This window comes from Tsukamurella spumae (assembly GCF_012396015.1).
GTDB classification, from domain to species: domain Bacteria; phylum Actinomycetota; class Actinomycetes; order Mycobacteriales; family Mycobacteriaceae; genus Tsukamurella; species Tsukamurella spumae.
Genome location: NZ_JAAXOQ010000022.1, coordinates 32,867 through 47,647 on the forward strand (window position 1 = coordinate 32,867; position 14,781 = coordinate 47,647).

The 14,781-nt window shown below is 70.2% G+C and carries 18 protein-coding genes; 8 read left to right on the plus strand and 10 right to left on the minus strand.

What is annotated here, in order from left to right; genetic code table 11:
* Positions 1-3: 3 nt before the first annotated feature.
* A complete protein-coding gene (locus HF999_RS15845) occupies positions 4-1,614 on the minus strand; it encodes a bifunctional NAD(P)/FAD-dependent oxidoreductase/class I SAM-dependent methyltransferase (protein ID WP_168546819.1) in 1,611 nt (536 codons plus the stop codon).
* Between the two features lie 68 nt (positions 1,615-1,682).
* Between HF999_RS15845 and HF999_RS15850 the strand changes: the two genes are divergently transcribed.
* Positions 1,683-2,249 (plus strand): helix-turn-helix domain-containing protein, encoded by a 567-nt coding sequence (locus HF999_RS15850; protein WP_168546820.1) that lies wholly within the window; start codon positions 1,683-1,685, stop codon positions 2,247-2,249.
* Between the two features lie 45 nt (positions 2,250-2,294).
* The gene (locus tag HF999_RS15855) at positions 2,295-2,537 is read left to right on the plus strand and encodes a hypothetical protein (RefSeq protein WP_068572888.1); all 243 of its coding nucleotides are present in this window, start codon (positions 2,295-2,297) and stop codon (positions 2,535-2,537) included.
* 12 nt (positions 2,538-2,549) lie between these two features.
* On the opposite strand, the gene dnaG is transcribed toward HF999_RS15855, so the two are convergent.
* The 3 genes from dnaG to HF999_RS15870 are packed head-to-tail and all read right to left on the minus strand — an operon-like array spanning position 2,550 to position 6,292.
* Positions 2,550-4,475, minus strand: coding sequence for a DNA primase (gene dnaG / locus HF999_RS15860; RefSeq protein WP_168546821.1), 1,926 nt, complete (start codon positions 4,473-4,475; stop codon positions 2,550-2,552).
* 20 nt (positions 4,476-4,495) lie between these two features.
* Complete coding sequence (locus HF999_RS15865) at positions 4,496-5,818, minus strand: deoxyguanosinetriphosphate triphosphohydrolase (protein WP_168546822.1); 1,323 nt, start codon at positions 5,816-5,818, stop codon at positions 4,496-4,498.
* On the minus strand, positions 5,819-6,292 hold the full coding sequence (locus HF999_RS15870) for a cold-shock protein (protein ID WP_168546823.1): 474 nt from the start codon (positions 6,290-6,292) through the stop codon (positions 5,819-5,821).
* A 49-nt stretch (positions 6,293-6,341) separates the two neighbouring features.
* Here HF999_RS15870 and HF999_RS15875 point away from each other — a divergent pair, with 49 nt between their 5' ends.
* Positions 6,342-6,752 (plus strand): lipoprotein LpqH, encoded by a 411-nt coding sequence (locus tag HF999_RS15875; RefSeq protein WP_168546824.1) that lies wholly within the window; start codon positions 6,342-6,344, stop codon positions 6,750-6,752.
* 62 nt (positions 6,753-6,814) lie between these two features.
* Here the strand turns inward: HF999_RS15875 and HF999_RS15880 are convergent, their stop codons facing one another.
* Positions 6,815-8,230: a glycine--tRNA ligase gene (locus HF999_RS15880; protein WP_210733860.1), complete on the minus strand. Its 1,416-nt coding sequence runs from the start codon at positions 8,228-8,230 to the stop codon at positions 6,815-6,817.
* Between the two features lie 160 nt (positions 8,231-8,390).
* Here HF999_RS15880 and HF999_RS15885 point away from each other — a divergent pair, with 160 nt between their 5' ends.
* Entirely contained in the window at positions 8,391-8,738 is a 348-nt protein-coding gene (locus HF999_RS15885; protein ID WP_068572884.1) for an ArsR/SmtB family transcription factor, read from the plus strand.
* Positions 8,735-9,142: a Fur family transcriptional regulator gene (locus HF999_RS15890; RefSeq protein WP_068572543.1), complete on the plus strand. Its 408-nt coding sequence runs from the start codon at positions 8,735-8,737 to the stop codon at positions 9,140-9,142. The genes HF999_RS15885 and HF999_RS15890 overlap by 4 nt, the downstream gene beginning before the upstream one ends.
* 33 nt (positions 9,143-9,175) lie before the next feature.
* On the opposite strand, the gene HF999_RS15895 is transcribed toward HF999_RS15890, so the two are convergent.
* Genes HF999_RS15895 through HF999_RS15915 form a run of 5 tightly spaced genes read right to left on the minus strand, consistent with a single transcriptional unit; the run spans position 9,176 to position 12,618 of the window.
* Positions 9,176-9,781: a TetR/AcrR family transcriptional regulator gene (locus tag HF999_RS15895; protein ID WP_068572541.1), complete on the minus strand. Its 606-nt coding sequence runs from the start codon at positions 9,779-9,781 to the stop codon at positions 9,176-9,178.
* On the minus strand, positions 9,778-10,962 hold the full coding sequence (locus tag HF999_RS15900; protein ID WP_168546825.1) for an NAD(P)/FAD-dependent oxidoreductase: 1,185 nt from the start codon (positions 10,960-10,962) through the stop codon (positions 9,778-9,780). The genes HF999_RS15895 and HF999_RS15900 overlap by 4 nt, the downstream gene beginning before the upstream one ends.
* Positions 10,959-11,147, minus strand: a complete 189-nt coding sequence (locus HF999_RS15905; RefSeq protein WP_068521261.1) for a rubredoxin — start codon at positions 11,145-11,147, stop codon at positions 10,959-10,961. The genes HF999_RS15900 and HF999_RS15905 overlap by 4 nt, the downstream gene beginning before the upstream one ends.
* A 50-nt stretch (positions 11,148-11,197) precedes the next feature.
* Positions 11,198-11,359 (minus strand): rubredoxin, encoded by a 162-nt coding sequence (locus tag HF999_RS15910; protein WP_068572537.1) that lies wholly within the window; start codon positions 11,357-11,359, stop codon positions 11,198-11,200.
* Entirely contained in the window at positions 11,356-12,618 is a 1,263-nt protein-coding gene (locus HF999_RS15915; RefSeq protein ID WP_068572535.1) for an alkane 1-monooxygenase, read from the minus strand. The genes HF999_RS15910 and HF999_RS15915 overlap by 4 nt, the downstream gene beginning before the upstream one ends.
* Positions 12,619-12,827: 209 nt before the next feature.
* On the opposite strand from HF999_RS15915, the gene HF999_RS15920 reads away from it, so the two are divergent.
* The 3 genes from HF999_RS15920 to HF999_RS15930 are packed head-to-tail and all read left to right on the plus strand — an operon-like array spanning position 12,828 to position 14,738.
* Complete coding sequence (locus HF999_RS15920) at positions 12,828-13,256, plus strand: MarR family winged helix-turn-helix transcriptional regulator (RefSeq protein WP_312854163.1); 429 nt, start codon at positions 12,828-12,830, stop codon at positions 13,254-13,256.
* 30 nt (positions 13,257-13,286) lie between these two features.
* On the plus strand, positions 13,287-13,709 hold the full coding sequence (locus HF999_RS15925; RefSeq protein ID WP_168546827.1) for an organic hydroperoxide resistance protein: 423 nt from the start codon (positions 13,287-13,289) through the stop codon (positions 13,707-13,709).
* A 33-nt stretch (positions 13,710-13,742) separates the two neighbouring features.
* Positions 13,743-14,738 carry a zinc-binding dehydrogenase gene (locus HF999_RS15930; protein WP_168546828.1) on the plus strand — a complete coding sequence of 332 codons (996 nt, stop codon included), beginning with the start codon at positions 13,743-13,745 and terminating at the stop codon, positions 14,736-14,738.
* The last annotated feature ends 43 nt before the right edge of the window (positions 14,739-14,781 follow it).

Below are 14,781 nucleotides of genomic sequence, written 5' to 3' on the forward strand. Positions count from 1 at the left end.
GGCTCAGCCCGCGCGCCGGGCGCGCAGCACGCGATCGTCGACGTGCCGGCCCGCGGACGCCGCCCCGGCCGGACGAGTGCGCGTGTCGTTGATCTCGATGGTCCAGGCGGGATCGGCATCGAGCTCCGCCACGATGTCGTCGATACCGACGTAGGCGTCCGGATCGAACGGCACGTGCCCGTGCCGGTGTGCACGCATCGCGTCGGGATCGTGGCTGAGGACGATCAGCGTTCCGCCGGGCGCGACGGCACCGAGCATGCTGAGCACCCCGCGCCCATCGGGGGTCCGCGGGATCGACGCGTACGCGGCCGTCACGAGGTCGAACGCACCCGCGGATCCAGGCTCTTCCACGAGAAACGGATCGCGCGCGTTGGCATCGGCCAGCCGGCACGTGACGGGCAGATCGCGACGCCGCGCCTCGGCGCCGATGCGGTCCAGCGCCTGGGACGAGATATCGGTCGCGGTCACGTCCCAGCCCTGTTCGGCGAGCCAGAGCGCATCGCCTCCTTCTCCGGCCCCGACGTCGAGCGCCCTGCCGACGCGCAGGCCTGTGGCCTCGACGACCAACGAGCCGTTCGGATTCCCACTCCAGATCGCGTCACCGCCGTAGCGGTGGTCCCAGTCCGTCGCGGAGCCGGACGGGCGCGCCGCGGCGTGCAGGTCCTCGGTCGCGAGGTCGATCGCCACCGCGCCGCCGACCCGAGCGCCGTGCGCGGCCGCGGAGAGCACCTGCTGACCGGGTTCGGTGATGCTTCCCACTGCGTACACCCCGTCGATCGCGGTGGCGCCCATCGGATCGACCTCGATCACCTCGCCCATACCGCTCGCGTGCGCCGAAGCCTGCACACCGATGCCGGCGACGGGGCCGGATCGCGGATGAAAGCGCGTTCCCACCAGCATGGCGTCCGCGTCCACGCGGGTGCCGTCGGCGAGTTCGACGCCGGCGAAACCGCCGCCAGCGGCGACGATCACCCGCCGCGCCGTCGCGGCGAGACGGACGTCGATCCCGGCGCTGCGAAGGGCCTGCAGCTCCGCGTCGATGATCTCGACTCCATCGGCGATGACCACGGTGAGCCGGTCGCTCAGTTGCCGCATCAGCGGGACCGCGTGCAGCCCCATCGGGTGGGTGACCAGCTGGACGAGGCGCTGGTCCCGGACCTCGAAGCCGTGGCAGAACGGGCAGTGGAAGACCGCGCGGCCCCAGTGCTCCTCCAACCCCTCGACCTCGGGCAGCTCGTCGGACAGTCCCGTCGCGACGACGATGCGGCGCGCCACGATCTCGGTGCCCTCGGCGAGTTCGACCGCGAACGCACCGGCCGCACCGGTCACCCGCGTCACCCGGCCGGAGAGCACTTCGACGCCGTACCCGCGCACCTCCGCGCGCCCCGCCGCGAGGAGCTCCGCGGGATCGGTGCCGTCGCGGCCGAGGAAGCTGTGCATGCGCTCGGCTCGCGCGTTGCGCGGCTCTCCGGAGTCGACCACGATCACCGACCGGCGCTGACGCCCGAGTTGGAGCGCGGCGGCGAGCCCGGCCGCGGAACCGCCGATGACGGCGACATCGCAATGGCGGACGAACGAGGGCGCGGATTCCGTGGCGGCGTGGTGTTCACTCATGCCTTCGACCGTAGATCTCTCCTGCGGAATATGCCATGCTTCTTGCACAATCAGCAAAGGAGGTCGGTGTGAGCCAACTCAGCACGATCGAAGCCGTCGTCCGGGCCCGCCTGCGCAGCCTGCGCACCACGCTCGGCCTGTCCCTGGACGAGCTCGCCGCGCGGACGAACCTCAGCCCGTCCACGATCAGCCGGATCGAGACCGGCAAGCGCGCGATCAGCCTGGACGTGTTGCTTCCGCTGGCCACGGGGCTCAACGTCGGGCTGGACGCGCTGTTGGACACCAGTGACGACGCGGACGTGGTCATCCGCCCCGTACCGAGCCGGTCCACGGGCAGGACGATGTGGGCGCTCAGCAAGCCCGGCGGTAGCACGCAAGCGCTGAAGGCGCTGATCGAGCCGACCGCCGCCCGACCGCGTCAGCAGGTGCACCCCGGGCACGACTGGCTGTTCGTGCTCAGCGGAGAACTCCTCCTGCTCCTCGGCGACCGCGAGATCACCGTCGCCGCCGGGGAAGCGGCAGAGTTCGCCACGATGACCCCGCACGCCTTCGCCGCGATCGGCGGCCCCACCGAGATCCTCATGATCTTCGATCGCGACGGTCAGCGCGCGCACGTGCACAGCGAGGGCGACTGACAGCACCGCCCGCGGATGCCGGCCCGCGGCCGGTACAGTGGCCTCATGATCCGACTGGTTATCGCCGCAGGTGCGGGCTACGTGCTGGGCACCAAGGCCGGGCGCCGCCGGTACGAGCAGATCAACCGCACCGCGAAGGCCATCGCCACCAGCCCGGCCACGAAGAAGGCCGTGGAGATCGGGCGCCGCAAGCTCGCCGAGCAGCTCAACCCCGATCCGAAGATGCGCACCATGCGCGAGATCGACGCGCAGACGGTGATCTACTCCCCCAAGACCGACCTGGACTGACCGCGCCGAACGTCAGAAGCCCGAGTCGCCCACGGCCATCTTGAGCAGGCTCTGCCGGTAGCTCTCCAGCGCCACCAGGTCGCCGAACAGGCGGTTGTAGTCACCGTCGGCCCCCGGCGACATGCGCCGCAGCTTGGACTTGAGGTCGGCCACCTGGGCACCGACCCACACCTCCTGCAGCCGCGCCATCACGGACTCCACGTACCGCGGCGACGGGTCGCCGGCCACCTGCAGGGGCTCCACCGCCAGTTCGGTGACCAGCGGTTCCAGCACCGGGCCGTCGACGGTGCGCACCACGGTGTCGACCCACTCCGGGCCGCCGAGGCCCGCGGCGATCCCGCCCGCGGCCTCGATCGCCAGCCGCACCGCGCGGTACGCGGGGTCGGTGAACATGTCGTCGGACAGAGCGTCGAACACCATGCCCGCCAGCGCGGGCACCTGCAGCGCGGCCTTGAGCACCTCGCGCTGCACCCACAGCACCGGGTCGCTCGGGTCCGGGCGCTGCGGCCCCGTCGGGCGGGGTGCCGGGGCCTCGGGGACCGCCTCCCGGACCCGGTTGTTCGACGGTGCCGGCGCCCCCGGCCCGGGACGTCCCTCGCCACGGCGGATGCGCGCGGACTCCTCGCGCACGCGGCGCAGCACCTGTGTGACGTCGTCCCAGCCGACCCACCCGGCCAGCTGGCGGGCGTACTCGTCCCGCAGCGCCATGTCCTTGATCCGGGCGACGACGGGCACCGAACGGCGCAACGCGTGGACCCGCCCCTCGGCGGTATCGAGGTCGAACTCCGTGATCAGCGTCTTCACCGCGAACTCGAACATCGGCACGCGCTGGGCGATGAGGTCGCGGACCGCCTCGTCGCCGCGGCGCTGCCGCAGCTCGCACGGGTCCATCCCGTCGGGGGCGACGGCCACGAAGGTCTGCCCGGCGATCTTCTGGTCGCCGTCGAACGCCTTCATCGCGGCGGCCCGGCCCGCCTCGTCGCCGTCGAAGGTGTAGATGACCTCACCGCGGAAGTAGCTGTCGTCCATCATGAGCCGCCGCACGAGCGAGACGTGGTCCTCACCGAACGCGGTGCCGCAGGACGCGACGGCGGTCTCCACGCCGGCGGAGTGCATCGCCATGACGTCGGTGTAGCCCTCGACGACCACCACCTGATGCCCCTTGGCGATGTGCTTCTTCGCGTGGTCGAGCCCGAACAGCACCTGGGACTTCTTGTAGAGCATGGTCTCCGGCGTGTTCATGTACTTGCCGAGATTGTCGTCGTCGAACAGCTTGCGCGCGCCGAACCCGATGACGTCACCGCCGAGGTTGCGGATCGGCCACAGCAACCGGCGGTGGAACCGGTCGATCGGGCCGCGCTGCCCCTGCTTGGACAGCCCCGCGGCCTCGAGCTCCTTGACGTCGAAGCCCTGGCGCAGCAGCGCCTTCGTCATCGTGTCCCAGCCCGACGGCGCGTACCCGCAGCCGTAGAACCGCGCGTCCTCTTCGGTGAACTCGCGCTCGGCCAAGTAGGCGCGCGCGATCTCCGCCTCGGGCGTGCGCAACTGCTCGGCGTAGAACTTCTGCGCGGCCGTGTTCGCGGCCACGAGGCGCATGCGGGTGCCGCGGTCCTGCTTCGGGCCGGAGCCGCCGCCCTCGTAGCTGATGTGGATGCCGACCTTGTCGGCCAGCTGTTCGACCGCCTCCACGAACGGGACGTGCTCGATCTTCTGCAGGAACGAGATGACGTCGCCGCCCTCGCCGCAGCCGAAGCAGTGGAAGAAGCCCTGCGTGGGCCGCACGTGGAAGCTGGGGGTCTTCTCGTCGTGGAACGGGCACAGGCCCTTCATCGACCCCACGCCGGCGGGCCGCAGCGCCACGTACTCGCCGACGACGTCCTCGATGCGCGCACGGTCGCGGATCGCCGCGATGTCACGCTCCGGGATTCTGCCGACCACGAGTTCGAGTGTACTGCCGCTCAGCCCTCGAGGACCTTCTGGTCCAGCCGCTCCAGCCGCGTCTCCGTCATCGACGCGATCTGATCGACCACGACGCGCAGCCGGGCGGCGTCGGTCTCGGCGGCCAGGTAGGCGGGCGAGTACAGCGGATCGATGTGCGACGGTGACGCGCCCATCAGGTAGTCCGCCGCCCGGTGGATCCGGTCCCGCTGGCCCTGCTGGACGGCCAGATGCAGCTGATTCGAGTAGATGTACTGCAGCGCCATCGTTTTGAGCAGGATCACCTCGGCGCGCACCGACGGCGGCACCGCGACCTCGGCCTCGTAGCGGCACACCGGCTCGTTGCCGGTCGCGGCGCGGGTCGCGTCGATCGCGGCGGACGCGAACCGGCCCACCAGCTCGCTCGTCATCCGCTTGAGCGCGACGGACGAGGCCAGGCCACCGTCGTACTGCGCGGCCGCGACGACGACCTCGAAGGAGGCGAGGCGGGCGCCGGCCTCCTCCAGTTCGGCGGCCTCGGCGCCGCGGAAGCTGTCGGCGCCGAAGCCGGACAGGCTGCGCACCTCCTCGCGCGAGGACAGCGCGCGCAGGTCCAGCCGGCCCGACAGCACGCCGTCCTCCACGTCGTGCACCGAGTACGCGACATCGTCGGACCAGTCCATGACCTGCGACTCCAGGCACTGACGGGTGCCGTGCGGCCCGTTCTCGCCGCCGCGCATCCAGTCGAGGACGTGCGCGTCGTCGTCGTACACGCCGAACTTGCCGCCGGGCTCGCGCCGCAACCACGGGTACTTCGTCGCCGCGTCGAGGGCGGCGCGCGTGAGGTTGAGCCCCACCGAACGCCCCTGGTCGTCGAGCACCTTGGGCTCGAGCCGGGTGAGGATGCGCAGGTTCTGGGCATTGCCCTCGAAACCGCCGATGTGCCGGGCCACCTCGTCGAGCGCGCGCTCGCCGTTGTGACCGTAGGGCGGATGGCCGATGTCGTGCGCGAGCCCGGCGAGGTCGACGAGGTCCGGATCGCAGCCGATGCCCAGGGCGATGCCGCGGCCGATCTGGCTCACCTCGAGCGAGTGGGTCAGCCGGGTGCGCGGGGTGTCGCCCTCGCGCGGGCCCACGACCTGCGTCTTATCCGCGAGCCGGCGCAGGGCGGCGCTGTGCAGCACGCGCGCGCGGTCGCGGGCGAAGGCGGAGCTGTGCCCCTCCCAGCGCAGCGCCTCCCACTGCGGACCCGAGAAGAGTGTCGGTTCCGGATCCGCCTCGAGGCCCGCCGTTTTGGGCCGCTCGGCGACGAGCCTGTCGACGTCGGCCGGCTGGTAGGCCGCCGGCCCTGGCAGCAGCGGCACCTACTCGGTGACCCAACCGCGCGCGAAGGCGAAGTCCGCGATGCGCTGGCGGATCTCGATGATCTGGCCTGCGGTGAGATCGTCCGAGGAGTCGAGCAGCAGCTCGGTCAGCTCGTCGACGAAGGACTGCATGTCGAGCGCGCCGGCGACGGCGGCCGCGCGCGGTGCGGCGTCCCGACGGGGCGCGTGCTCACGCCGATCGCCCCGATCGCCCCGGTTGTCGCGCTGGTCGCGGTTGTCGCGCCGGGGTGCCGACGATGCCGCGGGCGCGCCGCCCACGACCGCCACGTTCACGGCCTTGAGCCCCTTGTCGCCCTTCTCGACGTCGAAGGTCACCGCCGTGCCGGGCCGCAGGGCCGACTCGTCGAAGTCGATGTCGTTGACGTGAAGGAAGACGTCCTCGCCGCCCGCATCGGGCGCGAGGAAGCCGAAGCCGCGCTGCGTGTCGAAGTGGACCACCTTGCCGTTCGTCATGGATCGAGTATTCCACGGCGGGCCGGAATCCTGCCGGTACGGTGTGTCTATGAAAATCGCGCCAGTCGCCCTCGCGGGCGGCGTCCTGGTCGCCCTCGCGGCCTGCACCTCCCCCAACACCGACTCCAGCACCGTGGTCGAGATCGACGGCAAGGCCGAGAGCGCAGCCGAATTCGTCAACGCGGGCTGCACCCGCAACGGCGAGTCGATCACCATCGGATCCGGCAGCGTACAGACGGCGCGGGGCATCGGCGCCGTGCTCACCGAGGGCGATCCGCCCACGGTGTCGAGCCTGTTCATCGCCACCGGCGGCAACGCGATGACGGTGCTGAACACGCCCGTGGGGCAGATCGGTTCGGCGAAGGCGTCGAAGGCCGGCAACCGCTACACGATCACGGGTGAGGCTCGCGCGGCGAACCTGAGCACCAAGAAGTTCCGCGTCGAGATCACCTGCAGCTAGCAAAGGGCTCCGCCCGCCCCGCATACCGCGGGACGGGCGGAGCCGTCGGTACTGCTGGCCGATCAGCAGCCGGCGAGGCGCGCGGCCAGGTACTGCTGGATCTCCGCGAGCGGCACCCGCTCCTGCTCCATCGTGTCGCGCTCACGCACGGTCACGGCGTCGTCCTCGAGGGTGTCGAAGTCGACGGTGATGCAGAACGGCGTCCCGATCTCGTCCTGCCGGCGGTAGCGCTTGCCGATGCCCTGGGCGTCGTCGAACTCGACGTTCCAGTACTGGCGCAGCTGCGCCGCGAGCTCCCTCGCTTTCGGCGAGAGCTTCTCGTCACGGGAGAGCGGCAGCACCGCCGCCTTCACCGGCGCGAGGCGGCGGTCCAGCTTGAGCACGACACGGGTGTCGGTGCCGCCGTTCGCCTTCGGCACCTCCTCCTCGGTGTAGGCGTCGACGAGGAAGGCCATCAGCGAGCGGGTGAGGCCGGCCGCGGGCTCGATCACGTACGGGGTGTACCGCTCGCCGCTCTGCTGGTCGAAGAACTCCAGCGACTCACCCGAGTGCTTCGAGTGGGTGCCCAGGTCGAAATCGGTGCGGTTGGCGATGCCCTCGAGCTCGCCGAACTCGCTGCCCGCGAACTCGAAGCGGTACTCGATGTCGACGGTGCCCTTGCTGTAGTGGCTCAGCTTCTCCTGCGGGTGCGTGAACAGCCGCAGGTTCTCCGGGTTGATGCCCAGGTCCGTGTACCACTTGAGCCGGTAGTCGATCCAGTACTGGTGCCACTGGTCGTCGTCGCCGGGCTTGACGAAGAACTCCATCTCCATCTGCTCGAACTCGCGCGTACGGAAGATGAAGTTGCCGGGCGTGATCTCGTTGCGGAAGCTCTTGCCGATCTGGCCGATGCCGAACGGCGGCTTCTTGCGCGCCGTGGTCATCACGTTCTTGAAGTTCACGAAGATGCCCTGCGCCGTCTCCGGGCGGAGGTAGTGCAGCCCCTCCTCCGACTCGATCGGGCCGAGGTAGGTCTTGAGCATCATGTTGAAGTCGCGGGGCTCGGTCCACTGCCCCTTGGTGCCGCAATCCGGGCAGACGATCTCCGTCATCGGCACGTCGTCCGGGTTCACCTCGTCACCCTTGGCGGCGCGCTTCTCGGCGTACGCCTCCTGCAGGTGGTCCTGACGGTGCCGCTTGTGGCAGTTCAGGCACTCCACGAGCGGATCGTTGAAGACGGAGACGTGGCCCGAGGCGACCCAGACCTGGCGGGGCAGGATGATCGCACTGTCCAGGCCCACCACGTCGTCGCGCGAGGTGACCATGTTGCGCCACCACTGCTTCTTGATGTTCTCCTTGAGCTCCACACCCAGCGGCCCGTAGTCCCAGGCCGACTTCGTGCCGCCGTAGATCTCACCGGACTGGAAGACCAGCCCCCTGCGCTTGCACAGGTTGGCGACGATATCGACTTTGGTTGCTTTGGCCACGGCGCGCTTCATCTCCGAGAAGGTTGTGAAAAGGAAAAACGTACGGATCGACTCTACCGTTCGCTCCCCCACCCGCGGCGCGATGGGACGCCTGCGCCGACGAGCTTGACGTAGTCGATCCCGCATATGAAAATGATTGTTGATAACAGGAGGTGTTCCCATTCCCACCGACATCGACATCGTCGCCGAGTGTCCCGTCGATCCCGAGTTCGCGCGGACCGCGCAGCCCGATCCCGAGGTGCTCACCGCCACCGGCGACCTGCTGCGCGCCCTGGCCGCGCCGGTCCGGATCTCGATCGTGCTCGAGCTGATGCACTCCGAGCTGTGCGTGCACCAACTGGTCGACGCGCTCGGCGTGACCCAGCCGCTGGTCAGCCAGCACCTGCGCGTCCTCAAGTCCGCGGGCGTGGTGCGCGGCGAGCGCAACGGCCGGGAGATCATCTACCGCCTCGTCGACGACCACCTGGCGCACATCGTGGTCGACGCCGTGGCCCACGCCGCCGAACGGGCGAGCGCATGACCGGCGAGACGTCACGCGGCACGGGCGTCCGCGCAACCAAGCAGCGGGGCGCCATCACCCACGCGCTGCGGTCCGTGTCGGAGTTCAAGTCGGCGCAGGAGCTGCACGAGCAGTTGCGCACCGACGGGGAGTCGATCGGCCTGACCACGGTGTACCGGAACCTGCAGGCGATGGCCGACGCGGGCGCCGTCGACACCCTGCGCACCGACAGCGGCGAGGCCCTGTTCCGCCTGTGCTCCGACGAGCACCATCACCACCTGGTGTGCCGGGAGTGCGGGCGCACCGTCGAGGTCACGGACCGGTCCGTGGAGGCGTGGTCCGCCCGGACGGCCGCCGCCCACGGCTTCACGGAGGTCACCCACACGCTGGAGATCTTCGGGCGGTGCGCCGACTGCTCGGCGTAGCGGCCCCGGCGGCCCGACGGGGCGCCCCGGGCGTCAGGCCCGGACGGCCTGGGTGAGGAACGGCGAGAGCACCTGGGAGACCTCGCGCGCGGCCTCGTCCGGCCCCTCGATCGGCATCGTCAGGTGACTGAAGGCCAGGCGCACCAGCACCCCCGCGGCGACCTGCGCCTCGGACCGCCGGACCTGCGCCCAGCTCATCGCGAGGATCTCCGCGAGCCCCTCGGTGGCCCGCTGCATGATGGGCGTACCGTCGACCGTCACGATGCCCATGAGGTCGCGGTGCGGGTTCGGGCCCACGATGTTGAGCACCACCGGGTCACCCATGCCGATCTGGAACACCCCGCGCATCGCGTCCTCGACGGCCTCGCCGATCCGGCCGGGGTTCGCGTCGATCCGCTCCTGCACGAAGGCCAGCAGTCCATCGACGAATCGGGTCACGTAGGCCACGGCCATGCCCTTGCGGGAGCCGAACTCGTTGTAGAGCGTCTGCCTGCTGACGCCGGCCTCACGGGCGACGGCCGCCATGGTGACGGCCGACCACTCGCGCCCCCGCAGGAAGCCGCTCACGGCGTCGAGCGCCTGATCGCGCACGGACTGCTTGGGGGCGGCGTCGGCGTCACGCCCGGCGAGGACCGTCATCGCGCGACCGCCGCCGCGATCTGCTCGGACAGCTCGCCGCGCACCGCGCGCAGTTCCTTGGGGCGGCCCATCGCGATGGCACCGACGAGTGCACCGCCGCGGTTGCAGCGGGCGAAGAAGGCCCCACCCGAGTTCGTGTCCATCGAACCGTCCACCTCCAGCGCGTCGTCCGCCGCGGGCCACCCCGCGAACTGCAGCACCGCACCGAACTGGGCCGACCAGCCCCACGGGACCGTGGGCGCCGGCGACTCGCCGAGGAGCACCTGCGCGACGGCCGTGCCCTGGTCCTGTGCCGCCGACCAGTTCTCGGCCCGGTAGCTGCCGCCGTCCAGCGGATGGGGCACCCGGGCGCAGTCGCCGATGGCGTACACGCCCTCGGCGGATGTGCGGTACCGCTCATCGACCAGGATACCGTCGTCCACCCGCAGTGCCAGCCGCTCGGCGAGCCCGGTGTCGGCGACGGAGCCCACCGCGACGACGAGCAGATCCGCGACCAGGGCCGCACCGTCGGGCAGCGCGACCGCGACCTGGTCGGTCTCGACGGTGATCTCGCCCGGCCGGACGCCGAGCAGCAGATCGATCCCGGCGTCGCGCTGCAGGCCGGCCAGTCGCTCCCCGATCGACGGGGGCACGACGCGCACCAGGGGCAGGGGCGCGGGTTCGATGACGGCGACCGAGGCGCCCAGCTTCGCGGCGGCCGAGGCCACCTCCGAGCCGATCAGACCCGCGCCGAGCACGATCACGCTGCCGGCCCGGCCCAGCTCGTCGCGCAGCCCGACGGCGTCGGCGAAGTCGCGGAGGTACCGCACGCGCGGCCCGGGCGGCAGGCCCGGCAGGCGCCGGGACGCGCCGCCGGTGGCCAGCACGAGCGAGCCGTAGGTGAGGGCGGCACCGTCGGACAGTTCCAGCGTGCGCGGGCCGGTCTCACCACCGGTCACGGTGACCCCGGTGCGGACCTCGACGTCGATGTCGGACCAGTGCGCTGCGGGCTTGATGAGGGCCTTCTCGACCGGCATGCCCGCGAGCAGCACGTCCTTCGACAGCGTGGGGCGCCGGTACGGGAGGTGCGGGTCGCGCCCGATGAGGGTCACGTCCCCGTCGTATCCGCCGGTCCGCAGCGCCAGGGCCGCGGTGGCGCCGGCGACGCCCGTACCGACGATCACCACACCGTCGGTGCTCATGCTCGGGAAACCTCGACCATCTCGAAGTCGGCCTTGGCGGCACCGCAGTCGGGGCAGGACCAGTCGTCGGGGATGTCGTCCCAGCGGGTGCCGGGCTCGATGCCATCCTCGGGCCAGCCCTCGGCCTCGTCGTACTCGAACCCGCACTGGAGGCAGCGGAACAGCTTGAAGGGTGCGTCACTCATGATGGATTCCTTTCTCGTTCTTCCTGATTCGTTCGTGCGGTCGCGCTCGTTCAGACCGGCTCGAAGTCGATCTTGTCGCGGACGCCGCAGTCGGGGCAGTTCCAGTCGTCGGGGATGGCGGCCCAGGCGGTGCCGGCGGGCCAGCCCTCCCTGGGGGCACCGGCGGCCTCGTCGTAGACGTAACCGCACACGGGGCACTTGAAGGCGCTCATGCCGCGGCCTGCTCTCCGCCCGCGGGGGCGCCGTACCGGGCCAACACCTTGTCGCGGACACGGGGGTGGATGTTGACCTTGGTGATGTCACCGTCGTAGTGGTCGAGGACGCGGTGGTCCATCAGCCGGCGCCACAGGGGCGGGAAGTAGGTCACGCCGATCAGCGTGGCGTAGCCCTGGGGCAGCGACGGTGCCTCTTCGAACGACCGGAGCGTCTGGTAGCGGCGCGTGGGGTTCGCGTGGTGATCGCTGTGCCGCTGCAGGTGGTACAGGAAGACATTGGTGATGATGCGGTCGGAGTTCCAGGAGTGCTTGGGGGCGCAGCGCTCGTACCGGCCGGAGGCCAGCTTCTGGCGCAGCAGTCCGTAGTGCTCGAGGTAGTTCACCGACTCCAGCAGGCTGAACCCGTACACGCCCTGGATGATCAGGAAGGGCAGCACGTACCAGCCGAAGACCGCGACGAGGGCGCCGAACAGGACGACGGTCATGAGCCAGGCGTTGAGCACGTCGTTCTTCAGGGTCCACGGGCTCTTGCCGAGACGCTCCAGGCGGGTCTTCTCCAGGTTCCACGAGGACTTCAGGCTGCCCCACACGCTGCGCGGCAGGAACTCCCAGAAGGTCTCGCCGAAGCGGCCGCTGGCCGGATCCTCCGGGGTGGCGACACGGACGTGGTGGCCGCGGTTGTGCTCGATGAAGAAGTGGCCGTACATGGCCGGCGCGAGGGTGAGCTTGGCGATCCACCGCTCGTTCTCGGGCTTCTTGTGGCCGAGCTCGTGGCCGGTGTTGATCGCGATCCCCGCGACGACGCCCAGGCTGAGGGTGATGCCGATCTGGCTGATCAGGCTGAGCCCGCCGCCGTCGGCGTAGACGCCGCCGAGCCAGCTGAGGTCATCGGCGGTGATGAAGTAGCACATCGCCACCAGCGACAGGAGCTGGAAGGGCAGGAAGATGTAGGTGAGCCAGCGATAGTACATGGAGTTCTCCAGCGCCTCCATCACCTCCTCCGGCGGGTTCTCCCCGTCGTCGCCGGCCTTGATGTCGACGATCGGGAGGATCACGTACAGCAGGAGCGGGCCGATCCACCAGAGCACCGGCGCGAGGTACATCAGCGGGGTGCTGCCGATGCCCAGCAGAACTATGAGCCCGACGGCGAAGAACAGTGCGGTGGGAACGAACAGGCCCCACAGCCACAGACGCTTCTTGTGGTCCGTCCAGACTGCGGGGTTGCCGTCCGCGTCGATATAAGCCAGGCCCTTCATGGTGCCCTCCCTATCGTTGGCGCCCCGGGCGGGGCTGTGACTGATGTCATACGCTCTGAGACGAGTATTTGACAGCCGAGCAGCATTTGTCAAGCGATTACTGGACAGTTTTCGCGCTGCTGTAAACCTGCAGGTAGACAGCACGGTCCGGTTTGTCGATGGGCGGCTTTTCAGTTGTGCACAATCGAATTGCGTGCAATCATTCTCGGGTGGACGCGGACCAGACACTCGACTCGCAGCTGTGCTTCGCCCTGTACTCGGCGGCGAAGGTGGCCTCCAACGCGTACCGCGAGGAGCTCACGGCACTCGGGCTCACGTACACCCAGTACGTGACCCTGCTCGCCCTCTGGGAGCAGGACGCCGTCACGGTGCGCGCGCTCGGCGAACGCCTCCAACTCGACAGCGGCACGCTCTCGCCCCTCCTCAAGCGTCTGGAGGGGATGGGCTACGTGGAGCGCCGCCGCGACAGGTCGGACGAACGCCTGGTCACGGTCCACGTCACCGACGCCGGCCGCGCCCTTCAACCCGCGGTCGCCGCCGCCCGGCGGCGCGTGTACGAGGGTTTCGACTTCCCCGTCGAGGACGCCGTCCGGCTCCGCGATCTCGCCACTCGCTTCAGCGAAGCACGCACCCGCTAGAACTCACGACCCACGAAGAGGAGAACGAACATGGACGCCGTGTACACGGCCGAGGCCATCGCCACCGGAGCAGGCCGCGACGGCCGCACCCGCACCGACGACGGGCGGGTCGACCTGCAGCTGGCCATCCCGACGGAGATGGGCGGATCGGGCCAGGGCTCGAACCCCGAGCAGCTCTTCGCCGCCGGCTACGCCGCATGCTTCCACTCGGCCCTGCAGATGGTCGCCCGGTCGCAGAAGATCGCCCTCGGCGACTCGAGCGTCGGCGCCCGGGTCGGCATCGGCCCCAACGGATCCGGCGGTTTCGGCCTCACCGTCGCTCTCGAGGTGATCATCCCCGAGGTCGAGCACGATGCGGCGCAGGCACTCGCCGATGCGGCCCACCAGGTCTGCCCCTACTCGAACGCGGTGCGCGGTAACGTCGATGTCACCGTGACCGTGGCCGACGACTGAATCGCTCCACCACCCCCACGAAGGAGATACCCCATGCGCGCATTGATCCAGGACGAGTTCGGCGATCCCGCGAGCGTCCTGTCCGTCCGCGAGGTCCCGCTCCCGGAGCCTCGCGCCGGCCAGGTCCGGATCCGAACCCTGCTCTCCCCCATCCATAATCACGACCTGTGGACCGTGAAGGGCGACTACGGCTACAAGCCCACGATGCCCGCCGCGGCAGGCTCCGAGGCGGTCGGTGTCATCGACGCCCTCGGCGAGGGGGTCGAGGGGTTCACCGTCGGCCAGCGCGTCGCGACCGGTTCGGCGTTCGGCACCTGGGCGGAGTACTTCGTCGCCGGAGCCGCCGGCCTGATGCCCGTCCCCGACGCCATCGCGGACGAGGCAGCCGCGCAGCTGTTCTCGATGCCGTTCAGCGCGATCAGCCTGCTCGACTACCTGAACGTCCAGCCCGGGCAGTGGATCGTGCAGAACACCGCGAACGGCATGGTCGGGCGCATGCTGGCACAGCTCGCGACCGCCCGCGGGATCAACGTCACGGGCCTCGTCCGACGGTCCGCCGCCATCGACGAGCTCGCGACCTTCGGCGTGACGAATGTGATCGCCACCGACACCGAGGGCTGGCGCGCCCGCGCCAAGGAGCTCGCGGGCGAGGCCGGCTACGCGGCCGCCGTCGACTCCATCGGCGGCGCGGCGAGCACCCAGCTCGCCCTGCTCCTCGGCCAGCGCGGCACCCTCGTCTCGTTCGGCGCGATGAGTGCCACCGACCCCGGCCAGGGCGCGATGCTGGAGATCCCCGTCAACGTCGCGATCTTCAAGGAGATCGTCGTCAAGGGCTTCTGGGGCCGCACCGTGAGCCAGGAGATGGATCCCGCGAAGCGGGCCGAGCTGATGAGCGAGGTCATTCAGGGCGTCACAGCGGGCACGCTCGCGCTCCCGGTCGACGCCGTGTTCGGCATCGACGAGATCTCCGCCGCGGCCGCCGCAAGCGGACGCGCGGGCCGCGTCGGCAAGGTCCTCCTGCGCCCCTGACGTGCCGATCGATGCCCGACGGTGCCCGGCACCGTCGGGCATC